This window comes from Sorangium sp. So ce204, from assembly GCF_051526795.1.
GTDB classification, from domain to species: domain Bacteria; phylum Myxococcota_A; class Polyangia; order Polyangiales; family Polyangiaceae; genus Sorangium; species Sorangium cellulosum_B.
In genome coordinates this window covers 8,566,035-8,588,538 of record NZ_CP150317.1, presented here as the reverse complement: position 1 = coordinate 8,588,538, position 22,504 = coordinate 8,566,035, and the positions used below count along the sequence as shown (strand labels likewise).

Sequence of the window (22,504 nt, the reverse complement as noted above, 5' to 3'; positions counted from 1 at the left end):
CGCCGCGATCGCGTCGCCGGCGGCGCCAGCCCTGGTCAGCTCCGGTGTCTGCTCAGCGGATCGACCGCGACGTCATCCACCGGCGCGGCCGCGGACGGGCGGGACGCGGGGCTGCGCACCGGCAGCTCCACGATGAACTCCGCGTGGCGCCCCTTCTCGGTGTTCCCGAGCCGGATCGTGCCTCCATGGCCGTGACGCACGATCTCATAGCAGATGGAGAGCCCTAGCCCGGTGCCCTGCCCGTTGGGCTTGGTCGTGAAGAAGGGGTCGAAGATCCTCTCACGGATGAGCTCCGGCACCCCGGTGCCGTTGTCCCAGATCCGGATCTCGGCGATCGACCCGACCCGGCGCGTCGACACCCGGATGCGCGGTTGCTCCGCCGCGGCGCCCCTCTCCGCGCGCACCCGCTCACCCACCGAGTAGAGCGCGTTGTTGACCAGGTTGATGATCACGCGTGCGAGCTCCTGATCCATCACCTCGACAGGCGGGAGCGAAGCGTCGAACTCCTTCTCGACCACCACGTCCAGGGCGGGCGCCGCGGCGAGCTTGCCGACCATCGCGAGCTCGACCGACTTCTCGACGAGCGCGTTCAAATTCACCGGCTCTCGGGCGCCCGACAGGACACGGGAGTGCAGCAGCATGTTGTTCACGATGGCGTTCGCGCGCTTGCCGTGCTCCGCGATCTTGTTCGCGTTGAGCCTCAGCATCGGGAGCACCTCCCTGATCTTCGCCATGACCTCGCCGGTGCGCGGGCCGTCGAGGTGGAGCTCGGTCGAGAGGCTGACGAGCTCATCCGAGAATCGAACGGACAGCTCAGCGAAGTTGTTGACGAAATTGAGCGGGTTCTTGAGCTCGTGGGCGACCCCCGCGGTGAGGTTGCCGAGCGACGCCATCTTCTCCGCCTGGATCAGCTGCTGCTGGGTCTGCTGGAGGTGCTCGAGCGTCGACGCCAGCGCGATGTTCTTGCGCTTGAGCTCCTCGGTCCGCTCGTCGACCTTCCGCTCGAGATCGTTGTAGAGCCGCGCGTTCTCGATCGAGATCGCGACCTGCGACGAGAGCAGACGGAGCACCTTCAGCCGATCCGAGGTGAAGGTGTCGGTGATGAGGTTGTTCTCGAGATACAGCACACCGACGAGCTGTCCCTGATGAACGAGCGGGGCACAGAGCACCGACCTCGGCTGACAACGCACGACGTAGGGGTCGCTGACCAGCCGCTCATCCCGCGCCGCGTCGCGCAGCACGACGCTCTCCCGCGTCCTGGCGACGTAGTTCACCAGCGCGTGCGGGAGATCCGGGCTCTGATCCATCGGTATCGACTGCAGCACGGTGACCTCGCCGGACGCGACCGTCCCCTTGGCCTCGATGACGAGCTGGCCGGCTTCCTTGATGAGGAGGACGCCCTTCTCCGCGCCCGCGTTCTCGAGCATGATCTGCATGATCCTGTCCAGGAGCCGACCGAGCATGATCTCGCTGGAGAGCACCTGGGACGCCTTGACGACCGTGGTCAAGTCGAGGTCCTGGGGCGTCGGCGACACCGACGCGGCGGTGCCGCTCTGGTGCTTCACCTGCGCCGGAGACGACCGCATGAGGAGCACGGGATACTGCTCGTCGAGCGCGCGGACCTTGGTGTGCGCGCCCCAGGTGAGATAACAGCCGCGCGCCTCCTGGAGGTACGTGCCGGCCAGCTGCGGCTTGCCCCTGCTCAGATGGAACAGCGCCGCGCGCTCGCACGCCAAGGCCACCTCGTGGAGGTACTCGCTCTTCCGCGCCGCGGAGATCGCGTCGTCGTAGAGCCTCGCCGCCTGCCTGGATCGGCCCTCCACGCGCGCCTCCTCGGCCAGGACCAGCGCAAGCTTGTGGCGGGCGTTCACCGCGCTGTGCTCGGCCCACTTGTGCAAGATCCGCTTTGCCTTGTCGATCGTGCCGCGCAGGCGGCGCCTGTCCGCGCCGTCCGCGTCCGGAACCAGCGAGAGCGCCGCGAGCGCCCGGTAAAACGCGTGGTGCGGAACGAACGCCGAGCTCGGATCCAGCATGTCCTTGTAGGCCTCGAGCCGCGACGCGATCTCCAGCACCTCGTCATATCGCTCGAACAGGTAGCCGATCTGGAGCGCCAGCAGCAGGTGCTGCGCGCGCTGCATGTCCTCGGTGACGTATGCGTCCGGATCGAGCGAGTGCTCCTTCGAGCGCAGCGCGGAGGGGTCGGCGTCCTGCAGCTCTCGCGTCCAGCGCAGGGTGATCTGCATGCACTGGATCACCTTCTGGGCGTCGGTCCGCCGTCCGAACTCGAGATAGCGGCGCGCCTGCGCGGCCACCTCGGCGATCGGGGTGTCGACCAGAGAGGCCCAGTAGATGTTCAGGCACATGCAGTACGACGCCTGCACCAGGTTGCCGGAGTCGACGGCGCACTGGATCGCCTCCGCGAGCAGATCGAGCGCCTCGCGCAGGTGGGACGAGAACACCTCCAGGAAGCTCGCGATGACGAAGAGCGTCCTGCACGTCACCGATGGATCATTGAACTTGCGCGCCAGGACCAGGGCGAGCTTGCCGTACGCCGCGCCCGTCTTGGGATCGCGGAGCACCGAGCTGTTGAACATGCCGAAGCAGGCGAACGCGAACGAGGAGGCCTCGGTGTTGCCGTAGGTGAGCGACAGCTGCACGAGCTTGAGGATGATGAGCCCGATGAGCTGCTCGCGCTGCAGCAGGTAGGCAGGGAACCAGAGGGTGATGAGCAGACCCATCGCCGCCCGGATCTCCGGCGTCATGCGGTCCGGCAGCTCGCTGAGCTCGCTGATCTGCCTGCCCCGCAGCTTCCATCGAACCTGGGCGAGCTCGAGCAGCACGTCACCGATGTGCGGCTTGGACGACAGCCGTATGCCGAGCAGCTGCAGCGCGAGCAAGCCAGTCTCCACGGCCTGCTCGTACTGGCACAGGTGCAGGAGCTGCGTCACACGGGCGGTGTGCACGGCGACCCGCTCGTCGTCGGCGCGGGCGTTGCGGAGCAGGAGCGCGAACCTCTCATCGGCGTCCGCGAATCGGGTCATGAGGTAGTCGCACTCGGCCCTCTCGAGGTGCAGCGCGAACGTCAGCTCATGACAGCGGCTCCACCCCTCCGCCCCGACGAGCTCGGTGCCGGCGGCGAGGTAGCGCAGCGCCGGTTCGTAGGCGGCGGACGCCTTTGCCTTGCGACCGGCGGTGAGATCGAGCTGCGCGATCTCCTGGCGCTCCGTCGTGTCGCGCACCACCTCGGCGCCGGCGTTCAGGTGATTGACCACCTCGAAGAGCCGCTCCGCGACGCGCTCGGCCGGGAGGCGCTGCCGGAGGAGGCGGCCGATGTCGAGGTGGGTCTTCTTCCGGTCGTGGTCGGGGATGAGCGAATAGGCCGCCTGCTGCACGCGGTCGTGCAGGAACTCGTACGGGACGGCGAGCTCCTCCAGCGACGCATCGAAGGGATCTCCCGGCTCGGCGCCGAGGAGCAGCTTGTACGACTGATCCGTGGGCAGGATGAGGCCCGCTTGCACGGCCTCCCACAGGGCGTCGGCCGTCTCCCGCGGAGAGCGCTCGAACACGATGGACAGGATGTTCGAGTCGAAGCGGCTCCCGACGCAGGCCGCCAGCTTCACCGCGCTCTGCGCCGCGAGCGGGAGCCTCTGCAGCTGGCCGACCAGGAGGTCGACCACGTTGTCCGTGACCCCGACGGACATGAGCTGATCCATGTCCCAGCGCCACGCGCCCACGCCGCGCTCGTCCGAGAGCGCCGGGTCGAACACGAGCAGCCGCTCTTGATGGAGCGTCTTCAAGAACTCCATGACGAAGAACGGATTGCCGTGGGTCTTGCTGGCCAGGAGCGACGCGAGCGGCCCCGCGCGCTCCGCCGTGCACGAGAGGACGTCGACGAGCCACCCCGTGAGATCGTCCTGGGAGAGCGGCGCCAGCGCGAGGCGGGTGACCCTCGTCGCCTCCAGCTGGAGGCGCTCGAACGCGCGGCCCAGCGGGTGGCCGTCCGTGACCTCGTTGTCCCGGTACGCGCCGATCAGCAGCAGGTAGCCGCTGGCCGGGTTCTCGCTCAGGTACCGGAGCAGATCCAGGGACGCGGCGTCGGCCCACTGCAGGTCGTCGAGGAAGAGCACGAGGAGGTGCTCCCTCTGGGCGAAGGCCTGAATGAAGCTCTGGAAGACCTGACGAAACCGGTTCTGAGACTCCGCTGGACCGAGCTGGGGCACGGCCGGCTGCTGGCCGAGGACGAGCTCGAGCTCCGGGATCACGTCGACGATGATCTGGCCGTTGGGGCCCAGCGCGCGTCCGAGCCGCGTCCTCCAGACGGAGAGCCGTGCCTCGTCCTCGGCGAGCAGCTGGCGGATGCTCTGCCGGAACGCCTCGATGAGGGAGCTGTAAGGTAGACCCCGGTTGAACTGATCGAACTTGCCGGAGAGGAAGCTGCCGGTCTGGCCGACGACGAGCCTGTGAAGCTCGTTGACCAGCGTCGATTTACCGACGCCGGAATAGCCATGGACGAGCACGATCTCGGTGGCGCCTCGGGCCACGCGCTCGAAGGCGCCCGTGAGGGCGGCGACCTCCGCGTCGCGCCCGTAGAGCTTCTGCGGGAACTGCAGCCTCTCCGAGCGATCCTGCCTGCCTGTCGGAAACGGGGCTATCTCGCCGGCGGAGCTCCACTCGGCGAGGCAGGTCTCGAGGTCGATGCGCAGCCCGCGCGCGCTCTGGTAACGGTCCTCGGCCGCCTTGGCCAAGAGGCGCATGACGACGCTCGACAGCGGGACAGGCACCCCCGGCCGCAGCTCCTCCGGCGGCGTCGGCCGCCGGGCGATGTGACAGTGCACGAGCTCGAGCAGATCGGTGGCCAGGAACGGCGGCCGGCCCGTGAGCATCTGGTACAGCGTCGCCCCGAGCGAGTAGAAATCGGTGCGATGGTCGAGGGCCCGGTTCATCCGGCCGGTCTGCTCGGGTGACATGTAGGCCAGGGGCCCCTCGATCCGGGCGACGCTCTCGATCGTCTGGCTCTCGCGAGGCAGCCGGGAAGCGATGCTGAAATCCGTGAGCTTGGCGCGGCCGGCCTCCCGGTCGAACAGGATGCTTCCCGGATGGATGTTCTTGTGGGTGATCTCCCGTTCATTCAGGGCCTCGAGCGCCCGGCAGAGCTGGATCGCGACGCGGAGGAGCAGCTCGATGTCCAGCCCTTCGGCAGGGATGGCGGCGTGCAGCGGCTCACCCGCGAAATCCTCGAGGACGAGCACCGGCACGCCCTGGTGCTTCTCCAGCCGCTGCACCTTCAGGATGTACGGGCTGTCGAGCATCTGGGCGAGCTGGTGCTCGTGCTTGATGCGCGTGATGTCGAGCAGGGTCGGGTAAGCGACGTGGAGCGCCTTGAGCAGCGCTGGCTGCCCGTCGGCGGATCGGATGGCTCGATAGGTGGCAGTCCGCGCCTCTTCGACGACGGTCGCGGTCACATCGTAGCCCTGGAGGATCTGCATGAGCTCGCCCTTCGCGTGCAGCTACTTCCGCTGCTTCGGCTGAGCGTCGGCCGCGGCCGCGCTCGTCATTCCAGAGGCCTGCCCGTCGCCCGCCGGGGCGGACTTCGGTCTGGCCTTCTTCTCATAGCTCAGCAAGAAATCACCGCTGCCGCGCTCTCCCCACGTGATGCTCTCCTGCGACCTTCCCCTGGCGATCTTCGCGTCGGAGTGGCAGCCCATGCAGCTCGACGTGTGGAATATCCGGGTCGTCTCGGGGCGCAGAGCGTCGTTCACCTTGGCAGCGACCGTGTTGCCTTTCTGCATGTATGTCTCCAGGACAGTGTTCACGAGGTAAGGTCGGTACGGCCGGCCGCCGGACTCGTTCGTGATGGCATCGGGGAGCTTGTCCGACGGCGACGGCTCGCTCACGCCGTTCGTCGGCCACTGCGTGCCGACGAGCTCGTAGAACTGCAGGGCAGAGCGGTTCTTCTCGAGCTGCGCCTGGACCTGGCTGTTCAGGGCGGCTGTGTCCTCCCGGATCGGCTGCTGCCGGTGCACCTGGGTGCGGTTGACCCACGGACCCTCCGAGGGCGGCCAGACGCGCTCATCCGGCGGCTCATTGACGGGGCACAGCGGGCAATCCGGATCGTTGAACGAGGGCTTGAGCGGCTTGCCATTGTGCATCTCGAGCGGGTTGACATCGACGTTGTCGATGTGCTCGAACGCAGCCCAGATCCACTGTTTCTTGGCCGAGAGCGTCTTGATCATGATATTCGCGCCCACGAGACCGAACGTCTGCAGCGACGAGCCTGCGTCCGTGCGGAGGTACGCCTTCCGGAGGATGAAGCGCCCCTCGAGGTGCCTCTCGCTCTCGTCCAGCAGCTTCCACGCGAGCTTGAGCGCGATCGAGGGCGTCTGACCCTCGTTCAGCGGGTTGCCCCAGGGCGCGTCGAGGTTGGTGCAGTGTTTTTCGGGGGCGGCGCAGTGTTTGGCGCTGTAGGCGATCTGTCCATCGATGTTGTACAGCTCGTTGCCGTAGAGGTACTTGAACAAACGCTCGCTGTACAGCACCTCGTAATACACCTTGTTGCCGTTCTGGTCCCAGAGGATGCGCGAATCGGCCTGTCTGTCATCCTGCAGCGTGCGGGAGGCATCCATCGCGAAGCTCGTGTCCGGAGCGCTCCGCTTGGCCTGCTGCTCGGCAGGGTTCCAGGCATCGGGTGGGCTGCCGTCCGCCCTGAAGATGTCGTAACTGGTCTTCCAGGTATCCCACCCATGGGCGCCACCATCCTCGAGGCGAGGCCGCGCGCGGCCGTCCTCGGTCACCGGCCATGCCATCGCGATGAAGGACTGCCACGCCAGAATGTCGTAGAGACGGTTGCGTTCCGCGTAGTTCCCCGCCTCTATGGTTCTTTTCTGCAGCTCGGGGTCGATGTCTCGGGGGAGGGCCGAGCACAGCTTGTCGGTGAAATTGGGGAACTTGCTCCACAGCTCCCTCCGGCATGTCTCGTCGTCGACCGGCGAGGACACGCCCGCGTTCTCCGGCGGGGAGGGCGGGGGAGAGGAGCTCTGCAGGTGGACTGTCGCGGAGCACGACAGGTGTGCGGCGCCTGCCAGGATCATCGAGGCCGATCTGTAGATGGAGGACGAAGGGCGTTTCATGGTGACGCTCCAGAGTACAGCGTGTGTGTCGGTTCTCAGGCGAGGGAGAAGCAGCGTAAGACACCAAGGTAGGCTTTGGCCGACAGCGCTCGATTCGGGCCGAGGACGATCTTCAGGTCGATCCAGCGGCGCGCGCGGGACGGCCATTCGCCCTCCCGGCAGCGCTCGCGCGAGGACCCGGGCCACGCGGCGAGCGCCTCGCGCTGCGAGGGCGTGCAGAGGCCGAGCGACGAGAGGCGCTCGAGCGTCGCGCTCCGGCCCGGGTCCACCTCCCGGGTCGCGAGATCGAAGAGCTCGATCCCGAGCCGAGGAGCGACGTCGTCTCCGAGGGTGACGTCGATCGTGACGTGCTCGTCATCGACGCGCAGCGCTTCCAGCAGCTCCTCGACCTCACCGGGGTTGCCCGGCCAGCCCACCCCGAGCAGGTAGCCGGTGAGCCGGTCGCGCGGCAGCGAGACGTTGAGCTTGAGCGTCGCAGGCTGCCTGGCGCTCATGACGGACAGATGAACGGCGTGGCCGCCGTCCGGCAACAGGGTGAAGCAACGGAGCAGCGCGGCCCGGGTCGCCGCCGGGACAGGCCCGTCGAGGAGCACGGAGAGGGCCGCCTCGACGAGCCGGAGCCGGCCTCCCGGGCTGAAGTCGCGCTCTGCCTCCGGGGCCTCCAGGTTCGTGAGGGGCCTCGGATCCAGGCAGAGGAGCGCGGACGGCTCGACAGGACCACGACGCGCGGCCGGCTGATCGAACTCGAACCAGAGCAGGGGAACCTGCTCGAACAGGAGGGTGCCGGGCGTGGTCCACGCGGCGAGCAGACGCCCTGGAGGGCCCCGGAGCGGAGCGGCGCCTTCCGCCGGCGGAGGGCCGCCGGGGGCGACCGGATCTTCGCGGCGCGAGCGCGGGAGCCGGGACGCGAGGAGCTCTCTCCCTTCCGCCAGAATACAGGCAAGAAGGTCGACCCGCGCAGCGGCCGCCCCCAGATGACATTCGAGGGTCAGGACCGAGGCGGCGTCCAGCAGGGCCGGGGCGCAGCGGCCGAAGGCGCGCCAATCTCGCGGTGACACGAGCGCCGGCGGGACATGAGGCTCGACGAGCGCCAGCGTCTTCTCCATCGACCGAACGATCATGCAGCGACCCCTCGTCCTGCCGGGCCGTGCCCGCGCGATGACCACCGACCGCCGCGGTCAGCCTTCGAGCAGCGCCCGAGGCTACCCGCTCACCAGGCCTTGTACCAGTTGTCGCCGTTGAGCTCGGAAACGGCGAGATCCAGCAGGGCCTTGAGCGAATCGTCGTCGAACGGGCCCCTTGCGATGTGGTCGTCGAGCTTCTTCTTCTGCCGCTCGCTCAGCTTGAACTCGCTCATCAGCGAGCTCCTGGATTCGTTCTTGTGCGCTTCATCGTCGCGGTGGAAGCGATTGTAGACCTCCGCGGTGTGCACCAGATGATAAAGAAAGGACAGGAGACCCGGCTTGCGTGCCGCGCCGCTCGCCGATGGGGCGGGCGCCTCGTCGCTCGCGTTCTTGAAGAGCCTCGCGTTGACCTCATCCCTCGTGAGGTAGAGGACGTTCGCGATGCAGCCATCGTCGGGGTGCCCCATGTCGCCGCACTTGTCGAACACCGGCTTCTCGGTAGCGCTCAAGCGAAAGTCATCCAGCACTTTGTTCTTGTCTGTATTCACGCTGAGGCCCATGTGCCTCAGGTGATAGAGCAATGACAGGACGCCGGGCGGATATTTCGTTGTCTCTGTGGGCATCGTCGTTGTTTCCTCGCGTGCTGTAGTTGAAGGGCGCTTCGCGTGTCGCAGCAGGCGCGCGCGGTCCGGTGAGTCGCGTGCTCTGTGAGCTCTCCGGGGCCGTCGCTCGCTGGAAAGAGCCGCCTGCTCCGAGCCGCTCGATCCAGTCAAGAAGGACATTCGGGATGGAACCGAACCGTCTGTGAACGGGGATTGCACGGCGCGTACCAGCCGTGCGTGCATGTCGGCCGCCCGGCCGACGTGCGGGGATGCGGGCGTTTCCAGGCCGGGATGGGACGGCGGCCGCTGGCGTTCCGTCGAGCGCGTGCGGCAACCCGTCGGCCGACATGTCGGCCGACGTGTCGGCGGGCGTGCCGGCCGAGGTCTCGGTGCCGTGCCGGTGCCGTGCAGGCGGACATGCCGGCGCCGTGCGGCGCCCTGCCGGCCGACACGACGTCAGCGCGGCGCCAGCGCCGGCCTGGTCTCCAGGGAGATCTGGACCGTCTGCTCCCCCTCGAGCAGCGGCCGCGTCACGTCGCGCCCCGCCACCCTGTAGACGGTCGTCGATTCGCCCCTGGGCCAGATGCTCCGCGCGCCGGCGCTCTCGAACTTGAACTCCTGCCGGGCGGCACGGCAGACCGCCTCGTCGACGAGGATCTCCCCGGACAGCGCTGCGCGCGCGAGGTGGGAGGCGGCGTTCACGGCCTGCCCGAGCACCGTGTAGCCGAGCCGCGCGCACGCGTGCGAGCCGACCTCCGCCGCAAGGACGCTGCCGGTCGAGACGCCCGCGCAGACCCCGTGAGCGTAAGGCGAGTCGTTCCCCGTACGCCGAGCGACCGTCTCGAGCTGCTCGCGCACGGCGACGCATGCCGAGAGCGCCCGGTCGAGGTGCTCCGGCCCGTGGAACACCGCCATGACGGCGTCGCCCACGAATTTGTCCACGATGCCTCCATGCGCCAGGAGCTCAGGGACGATCACCTCGAAGTTGGCGTTGAGCAGCCGCGTGGCCTCGGCGGGCGGCCTCTCCTGCGCCACACGGGTGAACCGGAAGACATCGACGAACGCGACGGTCGCCTCCAGCGCCTCGCTCGCGGCTGCGCCCGCGGGCCCGAGCGCCCGGAGCCGCTCCACCAGGGCCGCGTTCGTGAACTTCCGCAGGATATCGTTCTCCTCGTTCGCCTGGGCTTTCTGTCGCTGCTGCTCCGCGGAGCGGAGGGACTTCTCCAGCGTGGTCTCGAGGTCGGCGAAATCGAGCGGCTTGAAGAGGAAGTCGAACGCCCCCCGGTTCATGGCGCGACGGATGTTGGTCATGTCGCCGTACGCGGACACGATCACCGTCCTCGCGAGCGGGTTCACCTCGGGGATGCGCTCGAGCAGGGTGATCCCGTCCATGACCGGCATGTTGATGTCGGCGACGACGACATCGATGTCCGGGTGTCGCCGGAGCTCCTCGAGGGCGCTCTGGCCGTTGTCGGCGAAGATGAGCTCGTAGGCGGAGCTCTTCTTGTTCTGCCGAAAATGCATCTTCAGCAGGAGCTGCATGTCGGGCTCGTCGTCGACGATGAGGATCTTGGCGGGCTTGCTCCCCGCGTCGCACACCGCGGCGAACGCCGTGATGAGCTCGCGGGACGACTGGAATCTCCGGGTCCGGTCCTTTGCCAGCGCGCGCTCGAAGAATCGATCGAACCCGGGGAGCAAGGCGGCGTCGAGCGACGACGGCGGCGGGAACGGATCGGCGCAGATGCTGATGATGAGCCCTGCCAGATCTTCTGTCGAGAACGGAAAGCGGCCGGTGAGCGCGCGGTAGGCGATGACGCCGAGCGACCAGAGATCGGCCAGGGGGTGGGGAACGGCGCCGCGGACCTGCTCCGGGCTCATGTACGCGGGGGTTCCGATGCGCGTGCCGCTCCAGTCGCGCGCGTCGAACAGCCGCCACCCCACCCCGAAATCGAGGATCTTCACGGACTCGCCGGACGCACCCCGGGCGAGGAAGATGTTCGCGGGCTTGAGATCACAGTGAACGATGCCTGCCGCGCTCGCCGCATCGAGGCCCGAGCTGAGCTGCCGGAGCAAAGACAGCACGGCCGCCGCCGGGAGCTGGCGCGTGCGGCGGAGCCGGCTCTCGAGGTCTTCACCCTCGAGCAGCTCCATGACGATATAGGGAGAACCCTCATCGATTCCGTAGTCGTGCACTTGGACGATGTGCTCGTTACGGAGACGGGCGACGGTCGTCGCCTCCTGCTCGAAGCTGCGCCTCGCGTCGAATGAGACGACGTTCTCGGGCATCATCCGCTTCAGCGCCACCGGCCGGCGGAGCAGCTGATCGAAGGCCTCCCAGACGATGCCCATGCCGCCGCGGCCGATCTCACGCAGCAGCGCGTATCTCCCGCCGACCGTTTGGCCCTTCACAAATGAAAATTAGTACGCGCGAGCGCACATCGTGTCAACTGGCGTTACGGTGTCCGCGCCCAGGCGACGACGGCGCCAAAGCGGCTCGGTGTGCTCGAATGTGCGCGTCGCGCATGGCGGAGGAACCGAACGCCGGCGCCGCTGAGCTTGCAAGTCTTTTCGGTGGGCGCGTATCCTCCCACCCCATGGTGACCGAGCGAACAGGGCTCACCACGATCGCGAACGCGACGACGCTGCACCCCGACACGAGCCCCTCACGGCGGGCATGCACACGCCTCGCTCCGTCCCTGTCCGTCCTCTACCATCCTCGTCTCGAGCGCATCGGTGAGCGCGCCGTCCTCGCAGACCTCGCGCTCCGCGATGCGGTCGCGCTGTCACGCATGGAGCCGTACTTCGGTCCACCGGGTGCGACCGGCGATGCGCCGCTCGGGGATACCCACCTGAGCCGCAAACCCCTGCGCATCATCGCGCTGCCCGACGACGGGATCCGGCTGGACGCGGCGGAGCGCGGCTCCCACGTCGCGGTGGATGGCGCCCCGCTGGAGGGGAGCCGCGATTTCTCGCTCGGCGAGGTGACCCGGGGGGTCGTCATCGAGCTCGCCAGTCGCGTCGTCCTGCTGCTCCACATGGTCGATCCGTCCCCGCGCGAGCCAGGGGAGCGCCTCGGCCTGGTTGGCGATAGCGACCTTCTGGAGCAAACGCGGTGGCATATCCGCCGCGTCGCCGACCTCGGGACTGCGGTGCTCCTCCGCGGCGAGACGGGCACGGGAAAGGAGCTCGTCGCGAGGGCGATCCACCAGGCCGGCAGTCGGCGCAATCAGCCCTTCGTGGCCGTCAACATGGCGGCGATCCCTCCGTTGCTGGCGGCCGCGGAGCTCTTCGGCGCCGAGCGAGGATCGTATACCGGCGCCCTGCGCGACCGTCCCGGTTACTTCGGCTCGGCCGAGGGAGGGACGCTCTTCCTCGACGAGATCGGCGAGGCGCCGCCCGACGTGCAGGCGATGCTCCTCAGGGCCCTCGAGACGGGCGAGATCCAGGCGGTGGGCGCCCAGCAGCCGAAGAAGACGCGCATTCGACTGATCACCGCCACGGACGCCGATCTGGAGGCCAAGGTGGCCGAGGGGGCTTTTCGCGCTCCGCTGCTCCACCGCCTGGCCGGTTATGAGATCGCGCTCCCTCCGCTCCGCGATCGCCGAGACGATCTCGGGCGCCTGCTCCTTCACTTCCTGCGCGAGGAGCTTTCGGCCTCGGGCGACGCGCATCGGCTCGACGCGCCGCGGCCCGACGGCGCCCCGTGGTTGCCGGCGTCCGTGGTGGCCCGGCTCGCGCGGTACGACTGGCCGGGGAACATCCGTCAGCTCCGGAACGTGGCGCGGCAGCTCGTCGTGGGGAGCCAGGGCGCGGCGCGCCTGGAGGGGGCGCCGGCGCTCGAGCACCTGCTCCAGCGGGCAGCCCCGGCGCAGCGGAGCCACGCCGACGGCGATCGCGCGGCCGCGGCGAGAGCGGCGCGGCCGGAGACCGCCACGGCGGCGCGGGCGAGCTCGGGGAAGGGCGCCGGCTGGCGCAAGCCCTCCGACGTGCGGGAAGAGGAGCTGATCGACGCGCTCCGCCGGAGCCGGTGGGATTTCAAGGCCGCCGCCGAGCAGCTCGGGATCTCGCGGACATCGCTCTATGCGCTCGTGGAGAGCTGCCCGCAGGTCCGCCAGGCGAGCCACCTTGCGCCGGACGAGGTCGCCCGCTGCTACGCGGAGTGCGGTGGACACATCGACGCGATGGTGGAGCGCCTCATGGTCTCCAAGCGGGCGCTTCAGCGCAGGATCCGAGAGCTGCGTCTGGCTTAGTCGACCCGGAGCCGGAACGAGAGCGCCGGATCGAGAGGCGGTCAGCGCGCCAAGGGAGACCGCTCGACCGCGACGCCGAGGGCGAGCGTCGAACGATTCCTCTTCTCGGCGCGTCCGGCGGGCGAGCGCGTCTCGAGGTGTCATGAGCCCGCTCGTGCGCTGCTCGTGCAGGATAACCAGCATCGCTTCATCTGGCGAGTTGGAATTCAAGAGCGATTCTGATGTGCCCTGTCGCACAGATTGGCAATTGATGATTGCCAGCGGTGAATCGAGTCCTGTAGGGTCATCCCAGTACGGCTTGCGGTGAAGAGCGCCGCTCAAGACCTCCTGCGCCAGGCAGCCGAGGGCGGGCCCATCGCGTCGCTGCTCCGCGTCGCCCTGCTTCATCAGGGCACATCGTCGCGCCCAGCGCCGCGCCCACCCTGGGCTTCCTTGCTCGATCCGGCCTTGTTCGGCGCCTGATACGTACGAAAGGGGAACGAGACACATGGCATTCCTTCCTACTTGCTCTTCCATCGGCGCACAGGGGCTCCGCCGCTTCGGCTGCGCGATCGCCGCGGTCTCTGCGCTCACGGCGATATCGATGCCAGCCAGCGCGCTCCCGTCGTTTCCGGGGGCAGAGGGCTTTGGCGCCGTCGCGACCGGCGGGCGCGGCGGGCGCGTCATCAAGGTCACCAACCTGCGCACGAGCGGGTCAGGGAGCCTCCAGGCGGCCCTCGACGCGAGCGGGCCTCGCATCATCGTCTTCGACGTGAGCGGCGTGATCGAAGGGGATGTCGTCATCCGGAACGGCGACGTGACGATCGCGGGCCAGACGGCCCCCGGCGCCGGCATCACCATCCGCGGTCGCCTGACCGCCAGGTACTCCACCGCGGTCAACAACATCATCGCACGGTTCTTGCGAGTCCGGCCCGTGTACAACGGCTCGGCCGGAGAGCAGTTCGACGCGACGCAGATCTCGCGGAACTCGAAGGTGATGCTCGATCACATGTCGATCGCCTGGGGCGTCGACGAGACCGTGGACCTCTATGAGGCAGATGACGTCACGGTCCAGTGGTCCACCATCGAATCGTCGGCGACCACGGGGCATCCAGAGGGGATGCATAATTACGGTCTCATCAACGGCCCTGATGGCCACCGGATCACGCTCCACCACAACCTGTTCGCCCATCACAAGGCGCGTTGCCCCGCGGTCGCGAACGGCCCGGCCGACATCCGCAACAACGTGGCCTACAACGTGAGGCACGGGTTCGTGCACCACAACCGGGCGAGCGGCCAGTTCAACATCGTGGGCAACACCTACATCAAGGGGCCGAGCGATCAGCTGATCCCGTTCTACTTCGACGGCAGCGCCGGCGCGGGGCTCAAGTACTTCCTCGGCGACAACTACATCGATGATCCCGGGAAGTTCACGGGCACCGTCGAGAACCCCTGGAAGCAGCCGTACCTCCACCCGAGCTTCAGCAAGCTCAACAAGGCCGAGTCGTACCGCTCGGCGACGCAGTTCAATTTCACGCGGGATGTCCCGGGGTACATCCCGGTGACGACCCAGCGCGCGCAGGACGCGGCTCGGCTCGTCGCCGCGCAGGCGGGCTCGCTGCCGCGCGACGTGGTGACGAAGGGCGTCTTCAAGAACATGGAGCGCCGCGACGGCTCGTGGGGCGCCCGCTACGTGAGCAACCTGATGGACGGGCTCAGCCCGGGGACGGCCCCCGCGGACGCCGACCGCGACGGCATGGCGGACGCGTGGGAGCGGGCGCACGGCCTCAGCTCATCGAACGCGAGCGACCACACCAAGGTGATGCCGTCCGGATACACAGCGATCGAGGAGTACATCAACGAGCTCGCCGCCGCGCTGATCAGCAAGGCGGCGGGCAGCTCGTCGATGCTCCCTGACGAGGGGGAAATGGAGGAGCAGATCGAGTAGCGCGCTCCAGGAGCGCGCGATCGAGGGGCCGCGGTGTGGCCCACGCATACCGCGCCGCTCCGCCCAGCGGAGCGGGAGCGGCGGCGACGCTGCGGCCTCGCGACGCGGCGCGGCGCCGGCCTGCCTGTTGCGCAGGCCGTCGCCGCTGCTAGGTTCCCCGCGGCGCTCCTTCAGACAGAGCGTCCCGGACGAGACGCGCCGTACCCGGTCAGGATAAGACGACGCAGCCGCATCACGAGGAGAGTCGTCATGTCCTGGCTGGCGTTGCTCCTGGCAGGTCTGCTCGAGGTCTGCTGGGCTATCGGTCTCAAGTACACACACGGCTTCACGCGCCCGTTGCCAACGGCGCTCACGGTCGGCGCGATCATCACGAGCATCGCGCTCCTCGAGATCGCCTCGCGGACCTTGCCCATCGGCACGGCGTACGCCGTCTGGGTCGGCATCGGCGCGTTCGGGGCGGCGATCGCGGGCATCCTCCTGTTCGGCGAGCCCGCCACGGCCGCGAGGCTCGGTTTCCTCGCGCTGCTCGTCGTGTCCATCCTCGGCCTCAAGCTGGCGAGCCCCTGAGCCCTCGTCGCCCGGCGCGCGACCGGCCGCCTCGGGTCGACTAGCCTTCCCTCCATGCACGGAACACCCGAAGCCCGCGCCCTGCACGCGCAGTACCCCGCCATCGATCTCCACGCCGACAGCCTCATGTGGGCGCGCTGGGTCGGTTACGATCTGCAGGAGCGGCACGAGCCGCCGCTGCCGCTCGCTGCCCTCGGCGGGCACGTCGACGTCCCGCGGCTCCGCGAGGGCGGCGTCGGCGCGCAGTTCTTCGGGCTTGTCTCGCTGCCCATCGGGCAGCGGCGCGGGCTCGCCGCCGTCGTCGAGGAGCAGATCGATCTCCTGGAGCAGGCCGTCCGCGCGCGGCCCGGTGGCCTCGTGAAGGCGCTCACGGCCGAGGACATCGAGGCGGCGAGGGCCCGCGGCGCCGTCGCGGCCCTGCTCGGCGTCGAGGGGGCGCACGCGCTCGAGGGCGATCTCGACACCCTCGCTCGCTTCGCGCGGCGCGGCGTGCGCTACCTCGGGCTCTGCCACTTCAGCGCCAACGAGGCGTGTTATCCCGCCTACGGCAGCGGCCGCAGGGATGGTGAAGGCCTCACCGCCTTCGGCCGCGACGTCGTGCGCCTCGCCGAGGACCTCGGCGTCATCGTCGATCTCGCGCACATCAACCGGGCAGGCTTCCTCGATGCATGCGCGCTCGCTCGCCGCCCACCCATGGTCAGCCACACGGGTATCGCCGGCGCGTTCGAACACTGGCGCAACATCGATGACGAACAGCTCCGCGCGCTCGCCGATCGCGGCGGGTGCGCCGGGATCATCTTCTGTCCGCGCTATCTCGGCGGAAACGGGCTCGCGCCCGTCGTCAAGCACCTCGTGCACATCATCAACGTTGCCGGCGAGGACACGCCAGCGCTCGGATCCGATTGGGACGGTTTCATCATTCCCACACGTGAGCTGCGTGATGCGGCCCATCTTCCGCTCTTGACGGATGCGCTGCTGCGAGCTGGCTTGAGCGAGCGTGTGATCGCCAAGGTGCTTCGAGAGAACGTGATGCGGATTTTGAGCGACAACCCGCTTCCAACGCGGCTCCCGGTTGCGTAGCCTCTCTCGACGGGCCGTCGGGGTGGGTGGTCCCTCCGGCGCTGCGCGAGATCCTCCTTAACGCGGAGCGGATGCCGGCCATGACTCTCCATCGCCTCGCTGCACAGGGCTACGCGACTGCAGCGGATGCTTACGAGAAGGGGCGCCCGGACTACCCGCGCGGCGCGATCGAGCTCCTGCGCGACACGCTCCGCATCGACGCGACGAGCACGGTGCTCGATCTCGGGGCCGGCACCGGCAAGCTCACGCGCCTCCTGGTGCCCACGGGCGCGCGGCTGCTCGCGCTCGAGCCGGTCGAGGGGATGCGCCGCAAGCTGGGCCAGATGGTCCCGTCCGCCATCCCGCTCGATGGGGTCGCCGAGGCCATCCCCTTGCCCGAGACATCGGTCGACGCCGCGGTCGCCGCGCAGTCGTTCCACTGGTTTCACGGTGATCTCGCGCTCGCCGAGATCCACCGCGTGCTCCGGCCGAGAGGGCGCCTCTCCCTGCTCTTCAACCTGCGCGACGAGCGCGTCGACTGGGTCGCCCGCATCTCCCGCATCCTCGACCGCCACGGCCGGGATGCTCCGATACACAGGTTCGGCGCGTGGCGCCGGACGTTCTCCGACTCCCGCCTCTTCGCGCCGCTCGGAGAGCACGAGTTCACCCATACGCAGGAGCTCGACCTCGACGGGCTCCTCGAGCGCGTCGCGTCGATCAGCTACATCTCGGCGCTCCCCCTGCAGGAGCGTTATGCGGTCCTGAACGAGATCCGCGAGCTGGCCGCGAACCACCCGGACCTCGCGGGGAAGAGCGTGTACCTCTTCCCCTACCGGACGCTGGTGCCGCTGTACGAGCGGCGGTGAGCGTCCGGCGAGCCCGCCGACGGGGGCGCCGTGCTAGAGCGGCCCCCGCATGGCGGCGCATGAAGTCGTGATCGTCGGGGGCGGGCCGGCGGGCGTGAGCACGGCGCTCTTCCTCGCCCACCATCGCCCGGCCCTCGCCGACAGGATCGTTGTGCTCGAAAAGGAGCGCTACCCGCGGGACAAGTCCTGCGCAGGCGGCCTCGGCGAGCGAGCGGACAGGGCGCTCTCGTCGATCGGGGTGACGATCGACGTGCCCTCGGTCGTGGTGCACGGCATCAGCGCGGCCTTCCAGGCCGGCGAGGTCGCGCTCCGCGAGGGCAACATCGGCCGCGTCGTCCGGCGCGCCGAGTTCGATCGCGCGCTCGCGCTCGCCGCGCGGGCGCGGGGCGTCCGGATCGTGGAGGGGGCGCGGGTGACCGGCGCCGCGCTGAGCGAGGACGGCGCCCGCGTCGAGAGCTCGGCCGGGGTGTTCGACGGCCGCGTCGTCGTCGGCGCGGACGGCGTCGGCAGCGTCGTTCGCCGCGCGATGGGGCTGCCGTTCGGCAGGCTGCGCGCGCAGGCCGTCGAGGTCGACACCGAGCCCGTCGCGGGGGACCGGGCGCGCGACCTCCTGCACTTCGAGATGCGGGACCGCTCGTTCGCCGGCTATCTGTGGGACTTCCCCACGCTCGTCGACGGGCGCGAGCTCGTCTGCCGGGGGGCCTACGTGCTGCACGAGGGCGCGCTCGGCGTGGCGCGCCCCGCGCCCGACGCCGAGCGCGTGCTCCGGAGCAGGCTCGAGGCGCTCGGCCTCGACCCGGACCGCTACCGGCGAAAGCGCTTCGCCGAGCGAGGCCTCGACCGGCGGGCCGTGATCGCGCGGCCCGCCGCCCTGCTCGTCGGCGAGGCCGCGGGCATCGATCCGATGCTGGGCGAGGGGATCGCCCAGGCGATCGCGTACGGGGCCCTCGCGGGCGAGTACCTCGCCGAGAAGCTCGACGCCCGCGATCTCGGGTTCCACGACTGGGGCCGGCGCGTCGACCGATCGCTGCTGGGCCTCGACCTGCGCTTCCGGCGCCGGGTGATGCGCGCCTTCTACGGCGCGCCGCGGGAGCGCGTCGAGCGTTACCTCCTCGGCGAGCCGTCGTTCCTGCGCTTCGGCGTCCGGCATTTCGCCGGCAGAGCCCAGCCGGCGGGCGACGCGCTCCGCGCCGCGGCGACGGGCGCGCTCGTCGCGGGCCGGATCGGGATCGAGCGCCTCGTCGCGTCGCTCCCGCCGCGCGCGCGCAGCGCGGGCAGCGCCGACGGCGCGCACGCCTGACGAGGCGGCGAGGCGGCGAGGCGAATCACGCGCGCCGCGCCCGTGAGCCCCGACACCCCCGCGACGGCCACCATGCTAGCATCGCCCGCCATGGTCGCGCCGTTCCAGCCGGCGGTCGGGATGCTCTTCGGAGAGTTCCGGATCGTTCGGCCCCTCAGCGCCGGGGGCATGGGCGCCGTGTACATCGCCGAGCAGGCGAGCACTGGCAAGCTGCGGGCCCTCAAGCTCATGCACCCGCAGCTCTGCGCGGACGCCCGGCTGCGCGAGCGCTTCGAGCAGGAGGCGCGCGTCGGCGCGCTGGTGGAGAGCGATCACGTCGTGCAGGTGATCGGCGCCGGCGTGGACGCGGCCAGCGGCGTGCCCTGGCTCGCGATGGAGCTGCTCGAGGGGGAGGACCTCTCGCAGCGGATGAGGCGCAGCGGCCTGCTCTCGGCGCAGGACGTGCACGAGATCTTCCGGCAGCTCTGCCACGCGCTCGGCGCCGCCCACCGCGCGGGCGTGGTCCACCGGGACATGAAGCCGCAGAACGTGTTCCTCGCGAAGACGCAGAGCGCGACGGCGCGCTGGTCGGTCAAGGTCCTCGACTTCGGCATCGCGAAGATCGCCGCGGAGGCGAGCACGATGGCGACCGCGTCGCTCGGCACGCCCCTCTGGATGGCGCCCGAGCAGTCCGACCCGCGCGGGCAGATCTCGCCGGCGACCGACGTGTGGGCGCTCGGGCTGATCGCGTTCGCGCTGCTCACCGGGCGCATGTACTGGCGCGCAGCGAACGACCCGATGGGCACCGCGATGCCGGTGCTGCTCCGCGAGATCCTCTTCGAGCCGATCGACCCGGCGTCGGTGCGCGCGACCGCGCTCGGGCGCGCCGGCTGCATCGTTCACCCGTTCGACGCCTGGTTCGCGCGCTGCGTCGCGCGGGAGCCGTCGCAGCGCTTCCAGACGGCGCAGGAGGCGTTCGACGCGCTCGGCCCGGCGCTCTTCGTCAACCCGCTCGACCCGCGCAGCGTGCGCGCCGCCGGCGGCGCGATCTCGGTGGTGCCGTTCAGCGCCGCGGCGGCGCTCACCCCGGCGGGGGCTGCCTCGCGCCTGTCGATGACCGGACCGACCGAGATGGCCTCGGACGCGCGGCGCGCGCCGTCGTCGCCCGCTGCTGCGGGCGCATCGTCGTCGCCCGCCGGCGCGGGCGCCTCGCCGTCGCCCGTCAGCGCGCGCCCCCCGGTGACGCCCGCGCCCGTCCTGGCGAGCAGCGCGCCGCCGGAGGCCCCTCGCAAGCCCGCGCGGTGGGGGCCGCTGCTCCTCGCGTGCAGCCTGGCCGGCGGCGTCGCGACGGCGGCGATCTCCTTTTACGCCGGCCGCGCGCAGGGCGACGTCCGGCTGGTGCAGCGCCTGCCGGTGCCGGCGCGCCCGACGGTGGTCAGCCCGGGCCGCGGCGGCGAGGCGCGCTCGCCGGCGCTGGCGGGCGACGCGAACGACACGAGCGGCGCGGGCGAGCGGCAGCCGTCGCCTGGCCCTCGCGACGCTCCGGCGCCGGCGCCCGCGCCGAGGTCCCCGCGCCCCACGCGCGGAGGCGCCGCGCCGGCGGCGACGGCGACGGCGGCGCCGCAGCCGAGCGCGGCGAGGCCGTTCGATCGCGGCGCGGCCCACGCGGCGCTGCAAGCGAAGGGCGCCGCCGCGCGGATCCACTGCAAGGGCAAGGCGGGGCCGAAGGCGGTGACGGCGCGCGTGTTCTTCAACCCCGCGGGCGCCGTGCAGCGCATCTCGAGCGAGCCGCAGGTCGCGATGACCCCGGCCGGGAGCTGCGTGCAGATGCTGCTCGGCTCCGCGCGCGTGCCGGCGTTCGACGGGAGCGAGCTCCAGGACGTCACGACGACGGTCGGGATCGAGTGATCGCCGCGGGCGAGCCCGCGGCCGGCCCCGTCACGGATCGACGGAGATGCACTCGCCCTCGCCGCGGTAGTGCCCGATCGTGCGCGAGAGCGCCGCGACGAACGCCCCGAGATCATTGATATTTCCGGCGCTGCCCGTCCCGTAGGTGCCCTCCGCGATCGCGACGAGGCGCACCGCGGCGAGCTCCTCCAGGGTGACGGCCCCGTCGTCGTCGGCGTCCGCGGCGGCGATGGGCGCGAACCGGCGCGCGGCGGTCGCGGCCTGGAGGTCGTCGTAGAAGAAGTGGTCGCCGTGGATGGTGAGCTCCACGTCGTCGGTGCCGCCGTTCGTGACGAGGACGCCCTCGGTCTCCTTGCCGGCCTTGTCGCCCTTGCAGTCGGCGTAGCGCGTCGCGAGCGAGAAGGTCCAGTCGAGGCGCTTCTCGACCTCGCCGCCGCCGTCGCTCTTCCGCGCGATCGCCTCGATGTGCACGGACGCCCCCGCCGCGAGCATGAGCGCCTTGTCGTCCTCCGTCGCGCCCTCCAGCGCGGTGTCCGCGTCCACCGGGCCGATCTCGTAGGAGACGGCCTCCCAGGGCTTCGCCTCGAGGTCGTCGAAGGTCACCACCGGCTTCGCGCCGGCCTTGGTGTGGTCGAACAGGATCGAGCCCTGCATGCGCGCTCCGACGTTCCCCTCGCGATCGGCGACGGTGACGTTCCGGACGACGAACAGGAACTTCTCGTACTGGATGCTCCAGCCGTCCGCGAGATCGGCGGCCGGGATCTCCTGCTCGATGTAGTCCTCTCCCCACGTCGAGAACGCCACGCTCCCGGCCCCCGACGCGCCGTCGTCGCCGCAGCCGGCGACCGCCGCCGCGGCGAGCGTCGCCGCCGCAACCCACAGTCCCTTCGTGGTCCTCATCGTCATTCCTTCTCCTCCGGGGAGCCGGGCGCGAACGAGAGCGCGTAGGCCGTCCCCTTCTTGAGGCCCCGCGTGAAGCCGCGCTGGGCCTGGCTCTCGGGCTCGAGGTCGACCGGCGCGCCGCCGTCGCTCGAGGCGACGGCCTCGAAGTCGACCTGATCGAGCCAGACCGCCGGCTTCACGACGAGCGTGACGACGCCGGGCCCGTCGAGGAAGACCTCCTCGAACACGCACCCCTCCACCGACGGCTCGCCGGTCGCGTCGTCGAGCACGTCGGCGGCCAGCGCGCGCGCGCGGAACACCCGCGCGAGCTCCCCCTTCTCGGCGCGGCCCTCGACGGCGACGACGTGCCCGTCGAGCGCCGCGGCGAGCGGGCCCGCGGGCGGCGCGCCGAACGTGAAGCGCGCGGATCGCGCCACGCCGCTCACGGCGTCCGCGTCCGCGAGCGCCGTCGTCCCCTGCAGCAGGTCGACCGACGTCGGCTGCGTCATCTGGCCCCTCGCCTCGCCGGCCTGGTAGTGGCCCGGGTGCGCGTGCGCCTCGGGCACGGCCCACCGGGCGAGCCGCTCCAGCAGCGAGGGGCCGCCTCCCGGCGAGGGCCGCCGCGCCGTGAACGGGGCGCCCTCGAAGTAGTGGAGCGACCCGATCGCCAGGTGCGCCTTCGACAGCGTGATGGTCCAGCCGAGCGCGTTCGTGAACGGCGCGACCGACGCCGCGTCGGGCGCGATCTGCGTCGCCAGGGTCAGGCGCTTGCCGGAGGTCGCGTCGTCGCCTCCGGCGCCGCACCCGGCGGCGAGCGCGCCCGCCGCGAGCGCCGCGGCGAGGCGCCCCGCCGCGGCGAGGGCGGCGCGCCGGCGGGATCGGGTCTGTGCGGTGGTGGATGTCATCGAGGTCC

Annotated in this window: 14 protein-coding genes and 1 riboswitch; of the genes, 7 read left to right on the top strand and 7 right to left on the bottom strand. The window is 70.2% G+C overall.

Annotated elements, in window-relative coordinates:
- Window positions 1-35 precede the first annotated feature (35 nt).
- From WMF22_RS32005 to WMF22_RS31985, 5 genes are all read right to left on the bottom strand, one after another.
- Window positions 36-5,486, bottom strand: coding sequence for a trifunctional serine/threonine-protein kinase/ATP-binding protein/sensor histidine kinase (locus WMF22_RS32005; RefSeq protein ID WP_438032250.1), 5,451 nt, complete (start codon window positions 5,484-5,486; stop codon window positions 36-38).
- A gap of 21 nt (window positions 5,487-5,507) precedes the next feature.
- Window positions 5,508-7,127, bottom strand: coding sequence for a hypothetical protein (locus tag WMF22_RS32000; protein WP_438032249.1), 1,620 nt, complete (start codon window positions 7,125-7,127; stop codon window positions 5,508-5,510).
- 35 nt (window positions 7,128-7,162) lie between these two features.
- Complete coding sequence (locus WMF22_RS31995; RefSeq protein WP_438032248.1) at window positions 7,163-8,248, bottom strand: hypothetical protein; 1,086 nt, start codon at window positions 8,246-8,248, stop codon at window positions 7,163-7,165.
- An 89-nt stretch (window positions 8,249-8,337) separates the two neighbouring features.
- Window positions 8,338-8,874 (bottom strand): hypothetical protein, encoded by a 537-nt coding sequence (locus tag WMF22_RS31990; protein WP_438032247.1) that lies wholly within the window; start codon window positions 8,872-8,874, stop codon window positions 8,338-8,340.
- 435 nt (window positions 8,875-9,309) lie between these two features.
- Entirely contained in the window at window positions 9,310-11,262 is a 1,953-nt protein-coding gene (locus tag WMF22_RS31985; RefSeq protein WP_438032246.1) for a protein kinase domain-containing protein, read from the bottom strand.
- 185 nt (window positions 11,263-11,447) lie between these two features.
- Here WMF22_RS31985 and WMF22_RS31980 point away from each other — a divergent pair, with 185 nt between their 5' ends.
- The 7 genes from WMF22_RS31980 to WMF22_RS31950 all read left to right on the top strand — a co-directional run bounded on the left by WMF22_RS31980 (window position 11,448) and on the right by WMF22_RS31950 (window position 20,709).
- A complete protein-coding gene (locus WMF22_RS31980; protein WP_438032245.1) occupies window positions 11,448-13,103 on the top strand; it encodes a sigma 54-interacting transcriptional regulator in 1,656 nt (551 codons plus the stop codon).
- A 487-nt stretch (window positions 13,104-13,590) separates the two neighbouring features.
- Entirely contained in the window at window positions 13,591-15,030 is a 1,440-nt protein-coding gene (locus tag WMF22_RS31975; RefSeq protein ID WP_438032244.1) for a pectate lyase family protein, read from the top strand.
- Window positions 15,031-15,189: 159 nt separating this feature from the next.
- A riboswitch (guanidine-III (ykkC-III) riboswitch) is annotated at window positions 15,190-15,258 on the top strand.
- Window positions 15,259-15,279: 21 nt separating this feature from the next.
- Window positions 15,280-15,597, top strand: coding sequence for a quaternary ammonium compound efflux SMR transporter SugE (sugE, locus tag WMF22_RS31970; protein ID WP_012238459.1), 318 nt, complete (start codon window positions 15,280-15,282; stop codon window positions 15,595-15,597).
- Between the two features lie 54 nt (window positions 15,598-15,651).
- On the top strand, window positions 15,652-16,677 hold the full coding sequence (locus WMF22_RS31965) for a dipeptidase (RefSeq protein WP_438032243.1): 1,026 nt from the start codon (window positions 15,652-15,654) through the stop codon (window positions 16,675-16,677).
- A gap of 80 nt (window positions 16,678-16,757) precedes the next feature.
- On the top strand, window positions 16,758-17,522 hold the full coding sequence (locus tag WMF22_RS31960) for a class I SAM-dependent methyltransferase (protein WP_438032242.1): 765 nt from the start codon (window positions 16,758-16,760) through the stop codon (window positions 17,520-17,522).
- 49 nt (window positions 17,523-17,571) lie between these two features.
- On the top strand, window positions 17,572-18,822 hold the full coding sequence (locus tag WMF22_RS31955) for an NAD(P)/FAD-dependent oxidoreductase (RefSeq protein WP_438032241.1): 1,251 nt from the start codon (window positions 17,572-17,574) through the stop codon (window positions 18,820-18,822).
- A 90-nt stretch (window positions 18,823-18,912) separates the two neighbouring features.
- Window positions 18,913-20,709: a serine/threonine-protein kinase gene (locus tag WMF22_RS31950; RefSeq protein WP_438032240.1), complete on the top strand. Its 1,797-nt coding sequence runs from the start codon at window positions 18,913-18,915 to the stop codon at window positions 20,707-20,709.
- A 30-nt stretch (window positions 20,710-20,739) separates the two neighbouring features.
- Here the strand turns inward: WMF22_RS31950 and WMF22_RS31945 are convergent, their stop codons facing one another.
- Window positions 20,740-21,615, bottom strand: coding sequence for a hypothetical protein (locus WMF22_RS31945; RefSeq protein ID WP_438032239.1), 876 nt, complete (start codon window positions 21,613-21,615; stop codon window positions 20,740-20,742).
- Window positions 21,612-22,496 carry a hypothetical protein gene (locus tag WMF22_RS31940; protein ID WP_438032238.1) on the bottom strand — a complete coding sequence of 295 codons (885 nt, stop codon included), beginning with the start codon at window positions 22,494-22,496 and terminating at the stop codon, window positions 21,612-21,614. Before WMF22_RS31940 ends, WMF22_RS31945 begins: the two co-directional genes overlap by 4 nt.
- Window positions 22,497-22,504: the final 8 nt, after the last annotated feature.